The following is a 16,724-nucleotide window of genomic DNA, read 5'->3' on the forward strand; positions in this document are numbered from 1 at the left end:
GCCTCCGGTCCCTAGTTATTTCGCTTTACCTTTTAGTTTATATACATAGGCCAGCACTTCCGCTACGGCCTGGAACAGGTCTCCCGGAATCGAATCCCCGATTTCCGACCGTTGGTACAAAGCGCGTGCCAGCGGCTTGTTTTCCATCGTTATAATTCCGTGTTCCTTCGCGATTTCCTTAATCCGCAAGGCCATGAAATCTTGGCCTTTTGCAATGATTTGCGGAGCTTCCATCGTGGACCCGTCATATTTGATCGCCACTGCGAAGTGGGTCGGGTTCGTGATGATGACGTCGGCATTCGGAACTTCCTGCATCATCCGCTGAAGTGCCATCCGACGCTGGCGCTCCCTGATCTTTCCTTTGATCAGCGGATCGCCTTCCATTTTTTTGTACTCGTCTTTGATGTCCTGCTTGGACATCCGAATGTTTTTCTCGTAATCGTATTTCTGATACATGTAATCCAGAACGGCCAGAATGATCAGCCCGACGGCAATCTTAAAACCGAGCGACATGGTGATATCGGCCACGAAATGAAAGATGGTATCGGGTCCCATCGTCGATAAGGAGGACAAATCCTCCCTGGCAGCCCACAAGGTGCTGTACACGAGGTAACCGATAATGGTCAACTTGATGACCGATTTCAAAAACTCGACCAATGAACGCATCGAGAATATATTTTTGAACCCCTTGATGGGGTCGATTTTGCTGAACTTCATTTTCAGCGTCTCGCCGGTTAACATAAATCCGACCTGCAAATAATTAGCGACCAGCGCTATAACGAAAATCGAAATGAACAAAGGCGCGAGCAGAAGCAAGATTTGAACGCCATATTCCCCGAACAGCTGCATCACATTATCTTTCGTTACATTCATGGAGAGCCGATTAATGTATATATCGGTGAATAGTCGAACGGTGCGGTCCCTCATATAACCGCCAAAGATCAACAGGCAGAAGAAAGCCGCCAGCAAAACCGATGCACCCGATACCTCCATGCTCTTGGCAACTTGGCCCTTCTTACGCGTATCCTGGCGCTTCTTCGGTGTGGCTTTCTCCGTCTTTTCGCCAGCGAACAGCTGTAAGTCGACCGGATACCGGTATGACATCCGCTTCACCTCCATCCTCCTTAAGTCGGCTCGTCGCCAAGAACGCCGAGCAGCTCACGGAGCGCTTCAAACATTTTGGCAAACAGATGATCAAACAGGGACACCAGCATCGGCATAAGCAGCATCAGCAGCACGAGCCCAACGATGATTTTGATAATAATCCCGATGACAAACACGTTGAACTGCGGAGCCGTCCTTGCCAGAAAGCCAAGCCCAACATCGGTCAGGAACAGGGCTGCCACCAGCGGAGCCGCCATTTGAATGGCCAATACAAACGAGTGCGAGAATGTCCGAACGAGAAAATCCGTTACGTTACCCTCATGTATCTTCCCAAACACGTCACCCGTGATTGGGATCCAATCATAACTGTACATAATTGCATCAAACAAATAATGGTGACCATTCATGCTCAGGAACACCAGCAGAGCGAGATAATACTTGAAGTTCCCGATTAATGGGGTGGACGTCCCCGTAAACGGGTCGATGACATTCGCCATGCTGAAACCGATCTGAATATCAATTAATGCCCCGGCAGTTTGGACGACAGCCATGATGAGATAAGCAGTGAACCCTAGAAGCAGTCCCACCAGCACTTCCTGGACGATTAAGATGACGTATGACAGATCTTGCGGAACCACTTCCCCGAGCCCGAACGATAGATAAACGATCAGGGCGATAATGGCCGACAGGGCTATTTTGTAAGAAGAAGGTATACCGCGCGAAGCAAACACTGGCGATATTACAAAAAAAGATGTTATTCGACAAAAAATAAGCATGAAAACTGGTAAACTTTGCTGCAACCATTCCATGGACACTCAGCCTATCCGATATATTTGTAGAGATTGTCCAAAATACCGTGCGTAAAATCCACTAACGTCGTTAAGATCCAAGGACCAAACAGCAGTAACGCTACAAGAACGATAATGATTTTTGGTACGAAAGCCAGCGTCTGTTCCTGGATTTGTGTTGTCGCTTGAAAAATACTGATGATTAGTCCCACAACCAGTGCGAGAACCAGCATCGGCGCGCTCACCTGGAGCACAATATAGACCGCTTGTCCTGCCAGACCGATAATAAATTCAGCGCTCACGGCTTAGTCCCCCTGTATTCGAATTGCTTGCCGCTTATTGCTACGGGTTAAAGCTCATCAGCATGGATTTCACTACCAGATACCAGCCGTCCACCAAAACAAAGAGCAAAATCTTGAATGGCAGCGAGATCATGACCGGCGGCAGCATCATCATCCCCATTGCCATCAGCACGCTGGCAACCACGATATCGATGACCAGAAACGGGATGAAGATCATAAAACCCATTTGGAAACCCGTCTTCAGCTCGCTAATGGCAAATGCCGGAACTAAAACCGTTAATGGAATGTCCTCGTAGGATTCGGGTTTCTCCGCGCCGGTGTAATTCATGAACAGCAACAGGTCCTTTTCCCTTGTGTGCGCGAACATGAACTTCTTCATCGGGTCTTGAGCCTTATCCAGTGCTTCCGCTTGAGTGATCTCCCCTTTGAGGTAGGGCTGCAGCGCGACCTCGTTCATCGAGGACAACGTGGGAGCCATAACGAACAAGGTAAGGAACAGCGCCAGGCCGATCAACACTTGGTTTGGCGGTGTTTGCTGTGTTCCGAGCGAAGTACGGACAAAGCCGAGCACGATAACAATCCTTGTAAAACTTGTCATCAGCACCAGAATCGCCGGTGCAATACTAAGAATGGTGATCAGGAGTATCAAGGACAAGGAGCTTGTCCCCGGTGCGTCTCCCTCATTACCGATTTGAATATCAATGTTCGGAATCGGATCCGCGAATGCCGTATGGGAAAACAATAATCCAAACATGATGAAAATCGTGATAGCGTACGAGATCTTTTTATTCATGAATCCTTATGATCCTCCCGCAGCAATTCTTCGACCTTTTCTTTCCGGTTCGGTACGCTGCGCAGCTTGGATTCGAACACTTCATGGAAAGAAGATGTATCGTCCAACTCAATTTCTTCCGGTGGTTTGTCTTTACGGAGTTTTGCCGCCAATTTCGTTATAAAAGGCGGCAGTGCCCCATTATGTATTCCAGAATCCTGTTCAAATGCAGCTTGGATAAGCGCAACTTCAGCGGGATCAGAAATTTTGTCCACCAACCGGACGTCTTCGCCAACTCCGATCACATAGATGCTGCCCCCAATTTCGACGAGCTGAAGGGATTTGTTAGGGCCCATACCAACCGCACCCAAAGTACGAATGGAGCGGCCCTGCATCCAGCTCTGATTCTTTCTGCCTAGAAAGCGAATCAGGAACACGATCAACGCAATGATGATGGCAAGTACGATAAAGACATAAAACAACTGTAAATAATACCCGGTAGTACTACTTGAGCCCAATCTGTCAGAAGCTGCCATCATCATAAGAAGAATCCTTATACGCCAAGCGTCTTGTTGATGGCTTCAATAACTCTGTCCGATTGGAACGGTTTAACGATGAAGTCTTTCGCTCCGGCTTGGATTGCGTCAATAACCATCGCTTGCTGACCCATGGCAGAGCACATAATTACTTTGGCATTGGCATCTACTTTTTTAATCTCTTTAAGCGCTGCGATACCATCCATTTCCGGCATCGTAATATCCATCGTAATCAGATCTGGACGAAGTTCTTTAAATTTCTCGATTGCTTGTGCACCGTCCTGTGCTTCCCCCACAACCTCGAATCCGTTCTTGACCAATATGTCACGGATCATCATTCTCATAAATGCAGCATCGTCCACGATCAGAATTCGGTTAGCCATTGATAAAAATCCTCCCTAAAATGTTTGTGCTATTGTAATTTTTGAATCCGGTCCCATTGGCTTACGATATCCGTCACACGCACGCCAAAGTTCTCATCGATGACAACGACCTCGCCTTTGGCAATCAGTTTATGATTGACGAGGATGTCAACAGGCTCACCGGCCAGCTTGTCCAGCTCGATAATCGAACCTTGCGACATTTCCAGGATATCCTTAATTTGCTTTTGGGTCCTCCCTAATTCTACGGTGACTTTAAGGGGAATGTCCATCAGTAAGTTCAGATTGTTTTCATCCACCTGGGTGTACGGTGCTGATTGCAGATTAGCGAACTGCACGGGCTGTACATTCACATTGCGATTCGGCATGCCGCCATACTGCTGCGGCTGTGCTTGGTAAGGCGTCTGCGGCTGACCGTATGGCATGGATTGCTGCGGGATGGGCCCGCCATGTCCTGGCATAGGCTGACCGTAGCCTTGTCCATAATCGTAGCCTTGACCCATGTCTTGGGTTTGTGCCGGATTAACCGGTGCTTGTACCGATTCCTGGGCACTGGCCGGCGCTTCCACCGCCGGAGCAGCTTCCTGCTTCGCAGGCTGCGGTTCTTCTGTCCCGTTGATGAGCATGTGAACCATATCCTTGGAGAAATGAACGGGCAGCAGCTGCATAATGGTTGAATCAATAAGTTCACCGATAATTAATCGGAAAGAAATCTTAATCAGTGTTTCATCCGGCGGCAGGTTGTTGACCCCTTCCCCGTTCGCCATGTTGAGAATGTCAATGCCTGGCGGCGATATATTGACAAACCGGTTGAAAATCGTCGACATGCTCGTTGCGGAAGACCCCATCATCTGGTTCATCGCTTCCTGAACGGCACTGATATGAATCTCATTGAGTTCCTCTTCCACCGGGTTGCCTTCCCCGCCTAACATGAGATCGGCAATGACCTGTGCATCGCGTGTCTTAATGACCAGCGAATTAATTCCTTCAAATCCGTCCACGTACTTAACATGTACCGCAACATGCGGCTTCGGAAATTCTTCCTCGAACTCGCTTCGCTTAATGATCGAAACTCTGGGGGTCGTGATGTCCACTTTTTTGCCCAGCAAGGTGGACAGGGCGGTTGCAGCGCTGCCGAAGGTTATGTTACCGATCTCACCCAGCGCATCCTGCTCCAGAGGTGTTAATACGTCATCGACAGTCGCCGCCGAAGGAATTGATGCTGGTGATGCCATTTCCGACTGTTTTAACAAAGCGTCGATTTCTTCCTGGGATAAATAATCTTTACTCGTCAAATTCTTCAGCTCCTTCGATGACAATTTCATCGATTTGTACAGCAACCCGGTCTTTTATCGTTCCGGGACTGCCAATAAACTTTAATTTGTCGCCGACCTTGATGGATAGTCCGTCATGCATCGGCTTGTTTAACGAAATAACGTCGCCGACGCTCAGTCCCAAGAACTCGGACACGGTAAGCTGCGAAACGCCCAGCTCGGCAACGATCGGAAGCTTGGCTTTGCTTACGCGCTGTTTAAGAGCATCCACTTCCTCCGGAACGCTCGCTTTTTTCTCCGAGATGAACCATTGATGCGCGGACAGCTTGGACATGATCGGCTCCAGCACCACATGCGGTATGCACAGGTTAATCATGCCCGTGGTATCGCCGATTTTTGTGCTAAGGGATATTAGCGCAATGGTTTCGTTCGGTGACACGATCTGCATGAATTGCGGATTCGTTTCCAATGCTTCGAGGCGCGGGGATATATCCAGTACCGTTTTCCATGCCTCCTGGAGGCTATCGAACGCCCGGCTGAATATGCGCTCCATGATAATCGTTTCGATTTCGGTCATCGAGCTGATGGAAGACGGAGCAATGCCCGTTCCTCCAAGCAATCGGTCCAGCATCGCGTAGGCAATGTTGGGATGGACCTCAAGCACCATCCGACCTACGAGCGGTTCGGCTTCAAATATATTAAGAACTGTCATTTTTGGTATGGAGCGAATAAATTCATCATACGGAAGCTGTTCAACCTGCACCACATTGATTTGCACAAAAGTACGTAACTGCGCCGAGAAGTAGGTCGTCAAATAGCGTGCAAAGTTCTCGTGGATCCGAGTCAAGCTTCGAATATGATCCTTCGAAAAACGGAGGGCCCTCTTAAAATCGTAAGAACGGATTTTCTTTTGCGTTTCCTCTTTTTTCAGTTCTTCAGCATCCATTTCCCCTGAAGAGAGAGCGGCCAATAAGGCATCGATCTCATTCTGCGATAAAACATCAACCATCTACTCACCCCCTTACAGGTCGTCCGACGAACAGTCTAGATACCTACGATCATTACTTCTGTCATTTCGATTTGAATCAAGTGACCGGACGTTAACGACTTATTGATCAGGTTTTGCAGCTTGGCAATAAACTGTTCGCGCCCTTTGGAATCATTCAGTAATTCGGGTTTCGTGTCGGCCAGCGTTTTGATAATAATTGGTTTGATCTTGATTTCCTTGATTTTATCGAATTCTTCCTTTGCTTTTTTATCGTTAAGCTGAAAAGCAAAGGCCATCTGGGCAACAAATTCAGGATCTGCCAGATTCGTCTTGATACCGGTTATTTCCGATGTCATCTTTACGATCTCGTCGGCCGACAACTTGGATAAAGCCGCGGCATTGGCCGAAGCCTGACTTTTTCCGTTATCGCCAAGCAGCTTGTCCGACAACAGGAAGATGGCCAGGACAATCAGCGTAATCGATAACAGGATCGTAATTAACCAGGGGAGCATCTTTTTCATGAAGGTTCCTCCAATTGCTGCACTTTAATGGTGGCTTGATGAATGCCTACCTCGTGGTGATACGCCTTAACGGAAGCGATGATTTCATTTGCACTTTCAAGCACAATCATCCGTTTTCCATTAATCAAAGTAATGTAGGTGTCAGGAGTCTCCTCAACCATTTCTATCAACAGCGCGTTAAGCCACAACTGCGAACCATTTAACCTCGTTACCGATATCATGGATAGCCTCCTTGTTTAATTAGGGAGGGGAGGGCCCCTCCCTATCCATCCTTATCGTTTCAGATTGACAACTTCTTGAAGCACTTCATCCGAAGTCGTGATAATCCGGGAGTTAGCTTGGAAGCCGCGCTGAGCGACGATCATTTCAGAAAATTCGCCTGTCAAGTCAACGTTGGACATTTCAAGCTGACCGGCAATAATCGCACCTGTTCCTTCTTCCGCGTTATTCCCATCAAACATGACGGCAGCCAGATCGCCATCCGGAACTGCATTCAGGGTCACGCGATACATATTGCCTCCGATTTTTTCCAGGCCTTCCGGATTCGGAATTTTCGCAACGCCGATAATGGCTCCTTCTTCCGTCGTTCCGTCACTCATCTTCTGAATGATGGCGCCATTCTGAGCAATTGTGAATGCCGTAACCTCTTCGTCCAGCTGGATTGGGTCACCCGCCGAATCGAGAACGAGCATACCGTCCGAAGTGACCAGGTTACGCGCTACGTCGACATGGAAGTCGCCAGCACGAGTTAAGAAAGGCACTTCTTGATCCTCGCTGAGCTTCACCATGAAGAATCCGTCTCCGTCAATTCTCAGGTCTGTCGGATTATTGGTTGTCATTGCACTGCCTGGCGTATGCAAAGTATCAATCGAGCCGATGGATACGCCGAGACCGATCTGCTTTGCGTTTACGCCGCCGGATGGATCGTCGGTTCCCGGCGTTACGCCGGACATCGTTTGGCTGAGAATATCTTTAAACATGACACGTCCCGCTTTAAACCCAACCGTATTTACGTTGGCAATATTATTACCAATGACGTCAAGTTTGGTTTGGAAACCTCTCATTCCGGAAATGCCGGAATACATGGATCTTAACATCGATTTTCCTCCTTCTGTTATGGACCGCTTCTGTCGATCAGCGGCCGCCTGGCTTCCTCACGGGCCAGCCAGATTTATGAAATAATAACTGCACTATCGATTTGCGTGAACACGTTGTCTTTCATCGCCTTGCCATCCATCGCCGTAACTACGGTCCGATTCGGAATATTCACGATAAGGGCCATGTCCTTCATCAGAATGAGCGATTCCTTGCTCCCCTTCGCTGCGGCTTTATCCACCGCACTCTGGATCTGTTCCAACTGATCCCCCTTCAATTCAATGCCGCGCTGCTGTAGTCTCTTCGCCGCATGATTGCTAATTTTAAGGAGATTCTCATTTAAGAGCTCCTGAAACGTCCCGGGTGGAGGATTATGTTGAGCTTGCGTTGTTTTTCGTTCATTGTGAAGCGCTGCGGGATGTATTTTCCCGGGAAATAAATGCCCGATCATCATACGGTCACTCATGGTGAGGTTCCCCCAGACTCTTCATCTTGTCCCGGGTCTCCGGCTTCAGGCTCTCCCGGATCCGGATTGCCTGCTTCAGGTTCGGAAGGAACAGGATCCGTTGCTCCTGGATCATTCTCGGCCATAGCGTTCTCGATTTTCACGATCTGGTCAAGCGATACTTCACTTTCACCGACTTTTGCGTAATGGACGCCTTCGCGGACGATGATGGAATCCACAAGACCGCTCTTCATGACGGAATCTGAGCCATCCTCCGGCTTGAACATCCAGCTGATCTGTTTACCGATCAAACTCGAAGCAGCACCCAAAGACTGGCTCATTGCCGTTAATTGAGTATTGATATTCATCAGCTGCTCCAGTGAAGTAAACTGGGCCATTTGGGCAATAAATTCCCGGTCCTGCATCGGCTGAAGCGGATCCTGATGCCGCAATTGCGTAATCAGAATGCTTAAGAACTGGTCCTTTCCAAGCTCTTGGCCGTTTCCGTTTTTAGTGCTGACGTTTCCTTTGGCATAATTGGGCCACATATTATTCGTAGATACCGGATTTGTTGCCATCCAAGCTCACCTCCTCACTGTTAGGCTTTCGCGGTAAATGTTCCTGCTTGCAAGGTCTCATCGTCGGCTTGATGCTCGGCAATCCAATCGTTCAATTCTTCCGTCAAATTCGCGGCAAGAACGGCATCGTCGGAAGGCCTATCTTTTTCCTTCGAGCGGTGCTGCGGCTGCTGCTGTCCTGATCCAGGCTGACGTCCATCCTGATAGAGATTGGCATTGGATGGCTGGCTGCTCTGCGTAACTTCAATTTTCTCAACTTGAAGGCCTTGGGCCAGCAATGCGCTTCGAAGCTGTGCCATTTGCTGGTCAATCAGCTCTTTAGCATCCGTCGACCGCGTCATGAACTGTGCGATCAACTGGCCGTTCTGCATCGTTAGCTTGATGTCTACTTGGCCCAGATGCTCCGGATTCAAGGAGATTCTCGCTTCGGTAAAACCGGTTTGCTTCACGATTTCGAGCTTATTAATAATGAAGGAAGTCATTTCGTTAGAAAAATTCTCAACAGGCACCGGCGGAGCTGCAGGTTTCACCGCAACTTGGGTTCCGGAACGCAGGGCCAGCTGACCGGCAGTAACCGTTCCCTGCTCCAATAGGGAATCTCCTTCGTTTAACGCAAATTCAGCTGCTGTGCCGTCAACCGGGGTACTTGTGGCCAGAGTAGACCATTTAGCGTTCGCTTGCCCCGTTGTCTCAGATGAAGCCGACTGTCCTGCAGTATTCGCTGCAATGTTAGGCTGTACCGCGTCCGGCTGCTTTTGGCTCAGGATGTTGGCAAAACTGCCGCTTGCTTTACTTTCTCCAGTCCCCGTTCCTTGACCAAGCAAACTTTGGAAGGACTGGACAAGTTGTTTGACGGCTGCCTCCGTCTGGAGGTCCACTTGACCCGATTTGGATAGCATCGAAGCCAGCTGGCTGATCGTGTCCTGTACCGCAAACCGAATCGTTTCCGGATGGGAAGCCAATGGCGGCATTTCATTGCCGTCAGCGTTACCTTGGGCGTGAGGAGCTGTTCCGCTCAACAGAAGGTTCGCTTGCGTCAGCCAGTTCTGCAGCTCTTGCAATAACGATGGATCCTCTTCTAACGCCTGGTCCATGGTATCTAGCTCCTGCAGCAATCCTTGAAGCAGCTCCATTAAGCCTTCAAGCGATTCGTCGGTTTCCGCTGAATACTGCGCAAGCAGGGATTCCAGCTTGGCCGCGACTTCTGTTGAAGTTGTTGCAGCGCCGCTGCCGCTGCCGTTCATCTGGTAAGCCAGCGTCGCATCAAAGGAAACACCCGTTGCCGCTTGACCGGCTGCGCTGGTCTTTCCGCTTCCCGCGGTACTGCTAACGGAAGAAGACATACTGCTTTGTACCGTTATTGTCATCGTCTATTTCACCTCCTTTCCTGAGGATGGAGATTCATTTCAGAGCTTATTTAGAGCCCATCAGGCGATTCAATATCTTAGCTGCCAGCTCCGCGTCTTTCGAGGACATTGCATTTAAAATTCGCGAACGCGTAGCATCGTCCACCGTATTTAGAATGGTCATCGTTTTCGCGGGGCTGATCTTGTACGTTTGCATCAGCAGGTCCGCGGCGTTGGCGGGCGTCATTCCGGCAAAAGTCTGATTCAGCTGGCTTTTATCCAGGTTCTCGGAGGTTTTCTTCTGCGCAGCCTCCGCGTCGTTCTTCTTTAGCCTGGATTGCAAAGCGGCAATGGCAATATCTTCGGAGGTCTCCGCGTCTTTCAGCATCATGGTTGCATCCGCCGCCGTTTTCGGATCCATCTTCTGAAGGATGGCAACCCGGTTGCTGCTCTTCATTTGGCTCAGCATTAGCACCATTTCTTCCAGCGTCAGGTTCTGCATGATCGGTGCGGCTTTGCTGGGACTCATGTCCGCATAAAGCTTGGACAGCTCACGAATCTGCTTGGTATACGCGTCTTCCTCTTCCGCCTCGCCGCCCGTGGATGTGCTTTGCATCGATTCTATTTGGGTTTCCAGCTCTTTCACCTTGTTTTCCTGCGTTGCTTTTTGCTCCGTTACTTGGTTTAACGTTTCTTCTTTCTCGGCAAGCTGCTTCTTAAGTTCCACAATCGTCGCTTCTGCGCTTTCTTCCTGCTGCTTCGCCTCTTTGAGCTTCTGCTCTTCCGGGGTCAACACCGGGTCAGGGACCCAGTTCTTAACGACCGGAATTTTATTGGCTACTTCGAGCAGCCCATCCCGGACATCGGCTCTGAAAAATACGGCGAGCGCTCCGAGCAGAACGATCGTGAATATAGCAGGTACCAAAATCAACAATATCCGTTCAAATCCTCCGCCTGATTCTTCCTTATCAAGCGGCATGTCTTTTCGTGCCACACTCATTCCTCCCTCGCGGTCATACCCACCGGTGTTTGCAAACCTTAACGGGCTCTGATCGCAAAACGTACCGTCGCCATTTCGTCCAGCTCGTTTTGTTCCCGAAGGAGACTTTCATGCCGGAACTTTTCTTGGGATTTGTCTCTTGCCTTCAGCCACACTTTTTCGTCAAGCATTTTGTCGGACAGTACCTTTTGTTTCTTCGTTACATTGACATGGGCGATCCGTATGTCATCCCGTTTCCGTTCAATGCATTCTTCCAGGTGCTCTGCATAGACCTGAATGTTTCGGATTTCTGCGACAGGCACGCACCGCGATGCCGCTTCCTGCTGAGCACGGTACATTTGATCCCGCATCTCATACAGCTCATTCAGGCTTTTCTCTTCCGCCTGCAGCTTCCCGATGGCGCTTGACAGCATCCATTCCGCTTGCGTTTTCTCGTTGCTTTTCAGGTCTACGATTTTCTGGAATGCATAATGAAATTTCATTCTTCAAAGTCATCTCCTTGAAAACTCGGAAATCAAACGTTCCTGAACCTCATCCAATGTGGTCTTCTCATTCACTTTTTGTTTCGTAAAATCCCAGATGCGGCCGATGTATTCGATCGATTCATCGATGTCGGCATTCGAGCCCTGTTGGTAAGCTCCGATATTGATCAAATCCTCCGAGTCCTTGTAGATCGCCATCAAACGCTTTACGTTCTCGGAGGCATCGATTTGTTCCTCAGGCGAGATGTCTTTCATGACCCGGCTAATGCTGGCCAGCACGTCGATCGCCGGAAAATGGCCTTTGTTCGCGATATTCCGGTTCAGGACGATATGACCATCCAGTATCCCCCTGACCGCGTCCGCGATCGGTTCGTTCATGTCGTCGCCGTCTACCAGCACCGTGTAAAAAGCGGTGATCGAACCCGTCGGACCCGTGCCTGCGCGTTCCAGAAGCTTCGGCAGACTGGCAAATACCGACGGAGTGTAACCGCGCATCGCCGGCGGTTCCCCTACGGCAAGCCCGACTTCGCGCTGCGCCATCGCATAACGGGTAACCGAATCCATCATCAGCATCACGTTCAGTCCGCGATCCCTGAAATATTCGGCGATCGTGGTGGCGATCAGGGCTCCTTTAATGCGGATGAGCGCCGGTTGATCCGAGGTGGCCACGATCACAACGGACCGTTTCAACCCTTCGGGACCCAGGTCCCGCTCGATGAAATCAAGCACCTCTCGTCCCCGTTCACCGATCAAGGCAATGACATTGACATCGGCTGAGGTGTTGCGTGCGATCATTCCCATCAGGGTACTCTTCCCGACGCCGGAGCCGGCGAATATGCCGACACGCTGGCCTTTGCCGATGGAGAGCAATCCGTCAATCGCTCGCACGCCGATGCTGATCGGCTCCTGAACCCTGGGCCGATTAAGCGGGTTCTGCGGAACGTTATGGGTGGAATAATGCGGCATGCGTGCCGGAATAATGGATCCGTCGAGCGGTTGTCCCAATCCGTCCAGCACTTTGCCAAGCAGCTCCGAACCTACCTGCACGCTCAGCGGTTTGCCTGTACCCACTACATCGCAGCCCGGGCCAATGGAGTGAAGCTCGCCGAGAGGCATCAGCAGCACTTTATTGTCTCTGAAACCCACGACCTCGGCCTTGAGCGGCTTGGATTGCTTCGTGGGATAGATGTAGCAAACGTCGCCGATGCTGGCATCCGGCCCTTCGGACTCCACCATCAATCCGATGACTTGCGTAACCTTGCCGTTGATGCGAACGGGATCCAAATGTTTCAGATGGTCCATGTACCGGGCGCTATTCAGCTTCTTCATCTTGATTTCTCCGTTCCTCGACATCAAGGGCGATCCGTACGAGTTCTTTTTTGATCTCGGCCAGCTGTGTATCGATGCGTGCATCCACGCTTCCGAAGGAAGAACGGATGACGCAGCCGCGATCCTTTACCGTGGAGTCCGGCAAAATTTGAAGCTCCGCCTGGGAGTCGATCGATAATCCGAGCTCTTCCCGCGCGGCGTTTACGAATTCGAACTGATCGGGAGCTACGCAGAGGGAAATGATTCCTTTTTCCCGCTTGCGCGCCAGGTTCTTTCGAATCAGCTCCAGCGTGAATTCCGGTTCGATCGTAAGCTGACGATCCAGCACCTTCTCCGCAATGCTGCAGCTGAGCTCCACCAAAAACGGCTCCGCCTCCTGAATCAGATCTTCCTTGGCTTGGTGCGCGAGCTGAAGCAGCTCGCTCGCTTGCAGCGTCGCCTGCTCCATCAGTTCCTTCATCTCAAGCTCCGCCTTGGCAGAGCCCTCCGCATATCCTTGATTAAAGCCTTCCATTTTCAGCGTTTCGGACAAATCCTCGTCCTGAAGCCTTCTTTCGGTCCACCAAGCCTCAATCTGCTCCTGCGCTTCGGTCAGCAGACGCTGCGCCTCTTCCGAGGCCTCACGGATTTGCCTTTCGGCAAACTCCTGAGCGTCCTTTAGCATTTCATGCTTCAAACGTTCGGCTTCAGCCAGCGTTTGTACAGCAGCCGGCTCGGCAGTCGGCGGTGCAGGCTCCTCCACCGTTTCCTCGGTTGGCGAAGCGTAACGACGAGCAAGATCCAACTCTTTCAACACATCCATCGGTTTATAGTGGGACGATTTGATCAAGTTAGACAATGATGTCATCTCCTCCGCCGCGGGCAATAATAACCTCACCCGCTTCTTCGAGTCTCCGGATCGTGCTTACGATCCGAGTCTGGGCTTCCTCCACGTCACGCAGCCGCACCGGTCCCATGTATTCCATTTCTTCGCGGAAGGTTTCGGCCATCCGCTTGGACATATTGCGGAAAATAACGTCCCGCACCTCTTCGCTTGCCACCTTGAGCGCAAGCTGCAGGTCCGCGTTCTCGACGTCGCGGATGATGCGCTGTATCGAACGGTTGTCCACGTTGACGATGTCTTCGAATACAAACATCCGCTTCTTGATTTCTTCCGCAAGCTCGGGATCCTGGATTTCCAGGGAGTCGAGGATCGTCCGTTCCGTTCCGCGGTCCACGCCGTTCAGAATTTGAACGATGGACTCGATGCCGCCCGCACTGGTGTAATCCTGCGTCACCGTAGCCGACAGCTTCTGTTCCAGCACGCGCTCCACCTGAGCGATGACTTCCGGCGAAGTACTGTCCATGACTGCAACCCTGCGCGCAACCTCCGCCTGCTTCTCTTGCGGGAGCGAAGACAGGATCGCGGATGCCTGCTCGTATTGAAGATAAGACAATACGAGTGCGATGGTCTGGGCATTCTCATTCTGGATAAAGTTCAGGATTTGGCTCGGATCCGCTTTACGGGCGAAGTCAAACGGTCTTACTTGAAGCGTTGCCGTCAGCCTGTTGATCACTTCCATCGCTTTTTGCTGTCCAAGCGCCTTCTCCAAAATCTCCTTCGCGTAATTGATGCCGCCCTGCGAGATGTATTCCTGGGCCAGGCAAATTTGATGGAACTCCTGAATAATGCTATCTTTCTCGACGCTGTCGACTTTGCGAACATTCGCAATCTCGAGCGTTAATTGTTCGATTTCTTCATCTCGAAGATGCTTAAATATTTGAGCAGACACTTCCGGGCCAAGTGTAATGAGCAGTATAGCCGCTTTTTGACGTCCGCTTAACATTTGGTTATTTCCCTTAGCCAATGCTTCCACCTCTATTCCTCAGCTAGCCATGTGCGAAGTAAATTCACGAATTCATCTGGCTTCTTCTTCGCCAAGGTTTCGAGCTGCTTACGAACCTGGCTTTCATTGGTTATGCTTTCGAGATTAATCGACGGGAATTCCGTAACGGGCGGAAGCTGGATATCCTCTTCAAGCTCCTCCTGCTGCTGTCTGCGTCTGCGGATGAAGAAATAGGTTCCTCCCGCAATCAATGCCAACGCAGCGATACCGATTCCCCATAATACAGGCTGTGAAAATACGGATTTCGGATTTTCATCCGCATTTACATTAAATACCTGCGAAATAACCGAAACTTTTTTGGACAAATCAGCGTCTGTATAAGTAGAGTCTGAATCCGAAAGCGATGCTCTTACAATATTGACCAGGATGTTCTGAATAGCCGTTCTTGTGGCATCATCCAAAGTTTGTTGCCCGGCAGGTGGTTCAACCGAGACATTAATGGTTAAATCTTTAACAGTATATGGACTTGCAATGATATCCTTCGTAATCCGGTTAACCTCATAGTTAACGGTTTTGGAGAGCTCTTCCGAATTCGTTTCTCCGCTTCCAGAATCGCTTGGATATCCCGGAACGGCCTCTTCGCCTACGCCGGCCACGCCGCCTGTAGGACTGCCGGTTCCCGAGTAGTTCTTCTGGATCTCCTGAACGCTGAGCTCAATCCCCTTCATTTCTTCTTCATCCACAGGGGTTACGATGTTTTCCTTGCTTTGCACCTGATCAAAGTTCAGTTTGGAAGCTACAAGAACATTGACTTTATTCGAACCCATGTACTGCGAGAGGAATTGCTGGACATTTTGCCTTACGTCGTTTTCGAATTTTTTCTGAAGCGCGAAATTTTCTTCCACCTTGCCGATCAATCCGCCTTGACCGCCTTTAGCTGTTGCGAGCAGCTCGACTTCGTCATTGGTGATTGTAATGTTCTCTATCGGCAAATTGGGAATGGCCGTTTTTACAAGGTTGTAGTACCCGTCTATGACTTCCTGATTAGGACGATAGCCCGGTTTGAACTGCACAACCACGGAAGCGCTGGCCTGATCTTCGTTTCCGTTTTTCGCGAACACACTTTCTTTTGGCAGGTTCAATAATACCGTTGCGTCCTGAACGCCCTGCATCTTCTCCAGCAGCCGTTCGACTTCGCCATTCAGTGCATTTACATATTTCACTTCGAATTCGTTATCCGTCATCCCGATGGCTGACGCATTCTTTTCGAAGGTTTCGAATCCGATTGTGCCATTCTGCACCAGTCCCTGTGATCCTACATCGATCTGGACTTTAGCCGCGCTTGTGCTCGGAACCAGAATGCTTCTGCCGTCCTCGCTCAGCTTGTAGGAAATCCCCTGGGTCTCCAAGTGGCTGATGATGCCTGCGGCGTCGCTGGAATTCAGATCCCGGAATGCTACCTCATACTTCGTCTTAGAGAATTGCATCGTTAGTACGACAAGAGCAATTAGAACAAATGCTACGGTAGCGATTAACATTATTTTTTGTTTGTTGCTGAATTGGTTCCAATACTGGGTCATTCTCTCCCGGTATTGGGTAATTCTCTCGTTCACATTGTCACCCCATCCGAAACTTTGCTAGAAACATTTAGATTTGCGTGCGCATGATCTCTTGATAGGCTTCTACCACTTTGTTTCGGACCTGTGTCGTGAGCTGAATGCTCAACAGAGCCTGTTGGGCGGATATCATCGCCTGATCTACGTTTACTTGTCCAATCATTAATTTATCGCTCATCACGTGCGCGTTCTGTTCCTGCGCGGCCACGGAGTTCAGTGCTTCATTCAGGTAAGAGCCAAAATCTCGGATCGATTCGGAAGGCGTCGCACCATTTTTCACTTGCTCCTGCATTTGCAGCGGCTGTACACCCTGAACACTGAACATTGCATTCTGAATCATCT

The 16,724-nt window shown here is 50.1% G+C and carries 21 protein-coding genes; all 21 read right to left on the minus strand.

The window, feature by feature from the left end; translation table 11 throughout:
* Window positions 1-15 precede the first annotated feature (15 nt).
* The 21 genes from flhB to fliE all read right to left on the minus strand — a co-directional run bounded on the left by flhB (window position 16) and on the right by fliE (window position 16,722).
* Window positions 16-1,104 (minus strand): flagellar biosynthesis protein FlhB, encoded by a 1,089-nt coding sequence (flhB, locus tag M1D70_RS20320; protein ID WP_036673629.1) that lies wholly within the window; start codon window positions 1,102-1,104, stop codon window positions 16-18.
* Between the two features lie 20 nt (window positions 1,105-1,124).
* Window positions 1,125-1,913, minus strand: a complete 789-nt coding sequence (fliR, locus tag M1D70_RS20325) for a flagellar biosynthetic protein FliR (RefSeq protein ID WP_036673615.1) — start codon at window positions 1,911-1,913, stop codon at window positions 1,125-1,127.
* Between the two features lie 11 nt (window positions 1,914-1,924).
* Window positions 1,925-2,194 (minus strand): flagellar biosynthesis protein FliQ, encoded by a 270-nt coding sequence (fliQ, locus tag M1D70_RS20330; protein WP_009594725.1) that lies wholly within the window; start codon window positions 2,192-2,194, stop codon window positions 1,925-1,927.
* 40 nt (window positions 2,195-2,234) lie between these two features.
* Window positions 2,235-2,987: a flagellar type III secretion system pore protein FliP gene (gene fliP / locus M1D70_RS20335; RefSeq protein WP_009594726.1), complete on the minus strand. Its 753-nt coding sequence runs from the start codon at window positions 2,985-2,987 to the stop codon at window positions 2,235-2,237.
* Complete coding sequence (locus M1D70_RS20340) at window positions 2,984-3,508, minus strand: flagellar biosynthetic protein FliO (RefSeq protein ID WP_036673618.1); 525 nt, start codon at window positions 3,506-3,508, stop codon at window positions 2,984-2,986. Before M1D70_RS20340 ends, fliP begins: the two co-directional genes overlap by 4 nt.
* Before the next feature lie 11 nt (window positions 3,509-3,519).
* Window positions 3,520-3,885, minus strand: a complete 366-nt coding sequence (locus M1D70_RS20345) for a response regulator (protein ID WP_006211317.1) — start codon at window positions 3,883-3,885, stop codon at window positions 3,520-3,522.
* A gap of 29 nt (window positions 3,886-3,914) precedes the next feature.
* Window positions 3,915-5,177, minus strand: a complete 1,263-nt coding sequence (gene fliY, locus M1D70_RS20350) for a flagellar motor switch phosphatase FliY (RefSeq protein ID WP_456287777.1) — start codon at window positions 5,175-5,177, stop codon at window positions 3,915-3,917.
* Window positions 5,167-6,165 (minus strand): flagellar motor switch protein FliM, encoded by a 999-nt coding sequence (fliM, locus tag M1D70_RS20355; RefSeq protein ID WP_009594751.1) that lies wholly within the window; start codon window positions 6,163-6,165, stop codon window positions 5,167-5,169. Before fliM ends, fliY begins: the two co-directional genes overlap by 11 nt.
* A gap of 35 nt (window positions 6,166-6,200) precedes the next feature.
* Window positions 6,201-6,665 (minus strand): flagellar basal body-associated FliL family protein, encoded by a 465-nt coding sequence (locus tag M1D70_RS20360; protein ID WP_009594755.1) that lies wholly within the window; start codon window positions 6,663-6,665, stop codon window positions 6,201-6,203.
* A complete protein-coding gene (locus tag M1D70_RS20365) occupies window positions 6,662-6,886 on the minus strand; it encodes a flagellar FlbD family protein (RefSeq protein WP_009594749.1) in 225 nt (74 codons plus the stop codon). The genes M1D70_RS20360 and M1D70_RS20365 overlap by 4 nt, the downstream gene beginning before the upstream one ends.
* 51 nt (window positions 6,887-6,937) lie before the next feature.
* Complete coding sequence (locus M1D70_RS20370; protein WP_009594695.1) at window positions 6,938-7,762, minus strand: flagellar hook-basal body complex protein; 825 nt, start codon at window positions 7,760-7,762, stop codon at window positions 6,938-6,940.
* Window positions 7,763-7,836: 74 nt separating this feature from the next.
* Window positions 7,837-8,226, minus strand: coding sequence for a TIGR02530 family flagellar biosynthesis protein (locus M1D70_RS20375; protein WP_036673620.1), 390 nt, complete (start codon window positions 8,224-8,226; stop codon window positions 7,837-7,839).
* A complete protein-coding gene (locus M1D70_RS20380; protein WP_433940611.1) occupies window positions 8,223-8,783 on the minus strand; it encodes a flagellar hook capping FlgD N-terminal domain-containing protein in 561 nt (186 codons plus the stop codon). Before M1D70_RS20380 ends, M1D70_RS20375 begins: the two co-directional genes overlap by 4 nt.
* 20 nt (window positions 8,784-8,803) lie before the next feature.
* The gene (locus M1D70_RS20385) at window positions 8,804-10,150 is read right to left on the minus strand and encodes a flagellar hook-length control protein FliK (protein ID WP_456287778.1); all 1,347 of its coding nucleotides are present in this window, start codon (window positions 10,148-10,150) and stop codon (window positions 8,804-8,806) included.
* A 46-nt stretch (window positions 10,151-10,196) separates the two neighbouring features.
* On the minus strand, window positions 10,197-11,129 hold the full coding sequence (locus M1D70_RS20390) for a kinesin (RefSeq protein WP_456287779.1): 933 nt from the start codon (window positions 11,127-11,129) through the stop codon (window positions 10,197-10,199).
* A gap of 38 nt (window positions 11,130-11,167) precedes the next feature.
* Complete coding sequence (gene fliJ, locus M1D70_RS20395; RefSeq protein WP_009594763.1) at window positions 11,168-11,611, minus strand: flagellar export protein FliJ; 444 nt, start codon at window positions 11,609-11,611, stop codon at window positions 11,168-11,170.
* A gap of 9 nt (window positions 11,612-11,620) precedes the next feature.
* The gene (gene fliI, locus M1D70_RS20400; protein ID WP_009594717.1) at window positions 11,621-12,940 is read right to left on the minus strand and encodes a flagellar protein export ATPase FliI; all 1,320 of its coding nucleotides are present in this window, start codon (window positions 12,938-12,940) and stop codon (window positions 11,621-11,623) included.
* On the minus strand, window positions 12,924-13,778 hold the full coding sequence (locus tag M1D70_RS20405) for a FliH/SctL family protein (RefSeq protein ID WP_277746393.1): 855 nt from the start codon (window positions 13,776-13,778) through the stop codon (window positions 12,924-12,926). The genes fliI and M1D70_RS20405 overlap by 17 nt, the downstream gene beginning before the upstream one ends.
* Window positions 13,771-14,787, minus strand: coding sequence for a flagellar motor switch protein FliG (gene fliG / locus M1D70_RS20410; RefSeq protein WP_015736330.1), 1,017 nt, complete (start codon window positions 14,785-14,787; stop codon window positions 13,771-13,773). Before fliG ends, M1D70_RS20405 begins: the two co-directional genes overlap by 8 nt.
* A gap of 11 nt (window positions 14,788-14,798) precedes the next feature.
* Window positions 14,799-16,379, minus strand: a complete 1,581-nt coding sequence (gene fliF, locus M1D70_RS20415) for a flagellar basal-body MS-ring/collar protein FliF (protein WP_009594716.1) — start codon at window positions 16,377-16,379, stop codon at window positions 14,799-14,801.
* 34 nt (window positions 16,380-16,413) lie between these two features.
* The gene (gene fliE / locus M1D70_RS20420) at window positions 16,414-16,722 is read right to left on the minus strand and encodes a flagellar hook-basal body complex protein FliE (RefSeq protein ID WP_009594713.1); all 309 of its coding nucleotides are present in this window, start codon (window positions 16,720-16,722) and stop codon (window positions 16,414-16,416) included.
* Window positions 16,723-16,724 lie beyond the last annotated feature (2 nt).

It is taken from the genome of Paenibacillus sp. AK002 (assembly GCF_053903045.1).

Coding starts and splice junctions, on each gene's coding strand:
- fliJ (WP_009594763.1), bottom strand. CDS start 11,611: ATGAAATTTCATTATGCATTCCAGAAAATCGTAGACCTGAAAAGCAAC.
- fliM (WP_009594751.1), bottom strand. CDS start 6,165: ATGGTTGATGTTTTATCGCAGAATGAGATCGATGCCTTATTGGCCGCT.
- fliE (WP_009594713.1), bottom strand. CDS start 16,722: ATGATTCAGAATGCAATGTTCAGTGTTCAGGGTGTACAGCCGCTGCAA.
- M1D70_RS20370 (WP_009594695.1), bottom strand. CDS start 7,762: ATGTTAAGATCCATGTATTCCGGCATTTCCGGAATGAGAGGTTTCCAA.
- M1D70_RS20365 (WP_009594749.1), bottom strand. CDS start 6,886: ATGATATCGGTAACGAGGTTAAATGGTTCGCAGTTGTGGCTTAACGCG.
- M1D70_RS20360 (WP_009594755.1), bottom strand. CDS start 6,665: ATGAAAAAGATGCTCCCCTGGTTAATTACGATCCTGTTATCGATTACG.
- M1D70_RS20375 (WP_036673620.1), bottom strand. CDS start 8,226: ATGAGTGACCGTATGATGATCGGGCATTTATTTCCCGGGAAAATACAT.
- M1D70_RS20380 (WP_433940611.1), bottom strand. CDS start 8,783: ATGGCAACAAATCCGGTATCTACGAATAATATGTGGCCCAATTATGCC.
- fliP (WP_009594726.1), bottom strand. CDS start 2,987: ATGAATAAAAAGATCTCGTACGCTATCACGATTTTCATCATGTTTGGA.
- M1D70_RS20390 (WP_456287779.1), bottom strand. CDS start 11,129: ATGAGTGTGGCACGAAAAGACATGCCGCTTGATAAGGAAGAATCAGGC.
- M1D70_RS20345 (WP_006211317.1), bottom strand. CDS start 3,885: ATGGCTAACCGAATTCTGATCGTGGACGATGCTGCATTTATGAGAATG.
- fliI (WP_009594717.1), bottom strand. CDS start 12,940: ATGAAGAAGCTGAATAGCGCCCGGTACATGGACCATCTGAAACATTTG.
- fliR (WP_036673615.1), bottom strand. CDS start 1,913: ATGGAATGGTTGCAGCAAAGTTTACCAGTTTTCATGCTTATTTTTTGT.
- M1D70_RS20340 (WP_036673618.1), bottom strand. CDS start 3,508: ATGATGATGGCAGCTTCTGACAGATTGGGCTCAAGTAGTACTACCGGG.
- flhB (WP_036673629.1), bottom strand. CDS start 1,104: ATGTCATACCGGTATCCGGTCGACTTACAGCTGTTCGCTGGCGAAAAG.
- M1D70_RS20385 (WP_456287778.1), bottom strand. CDS start 10,150: ATGACAATAACGGTACAAAGCAGTATGTCTTCTTCCGTTAGCAGTACC.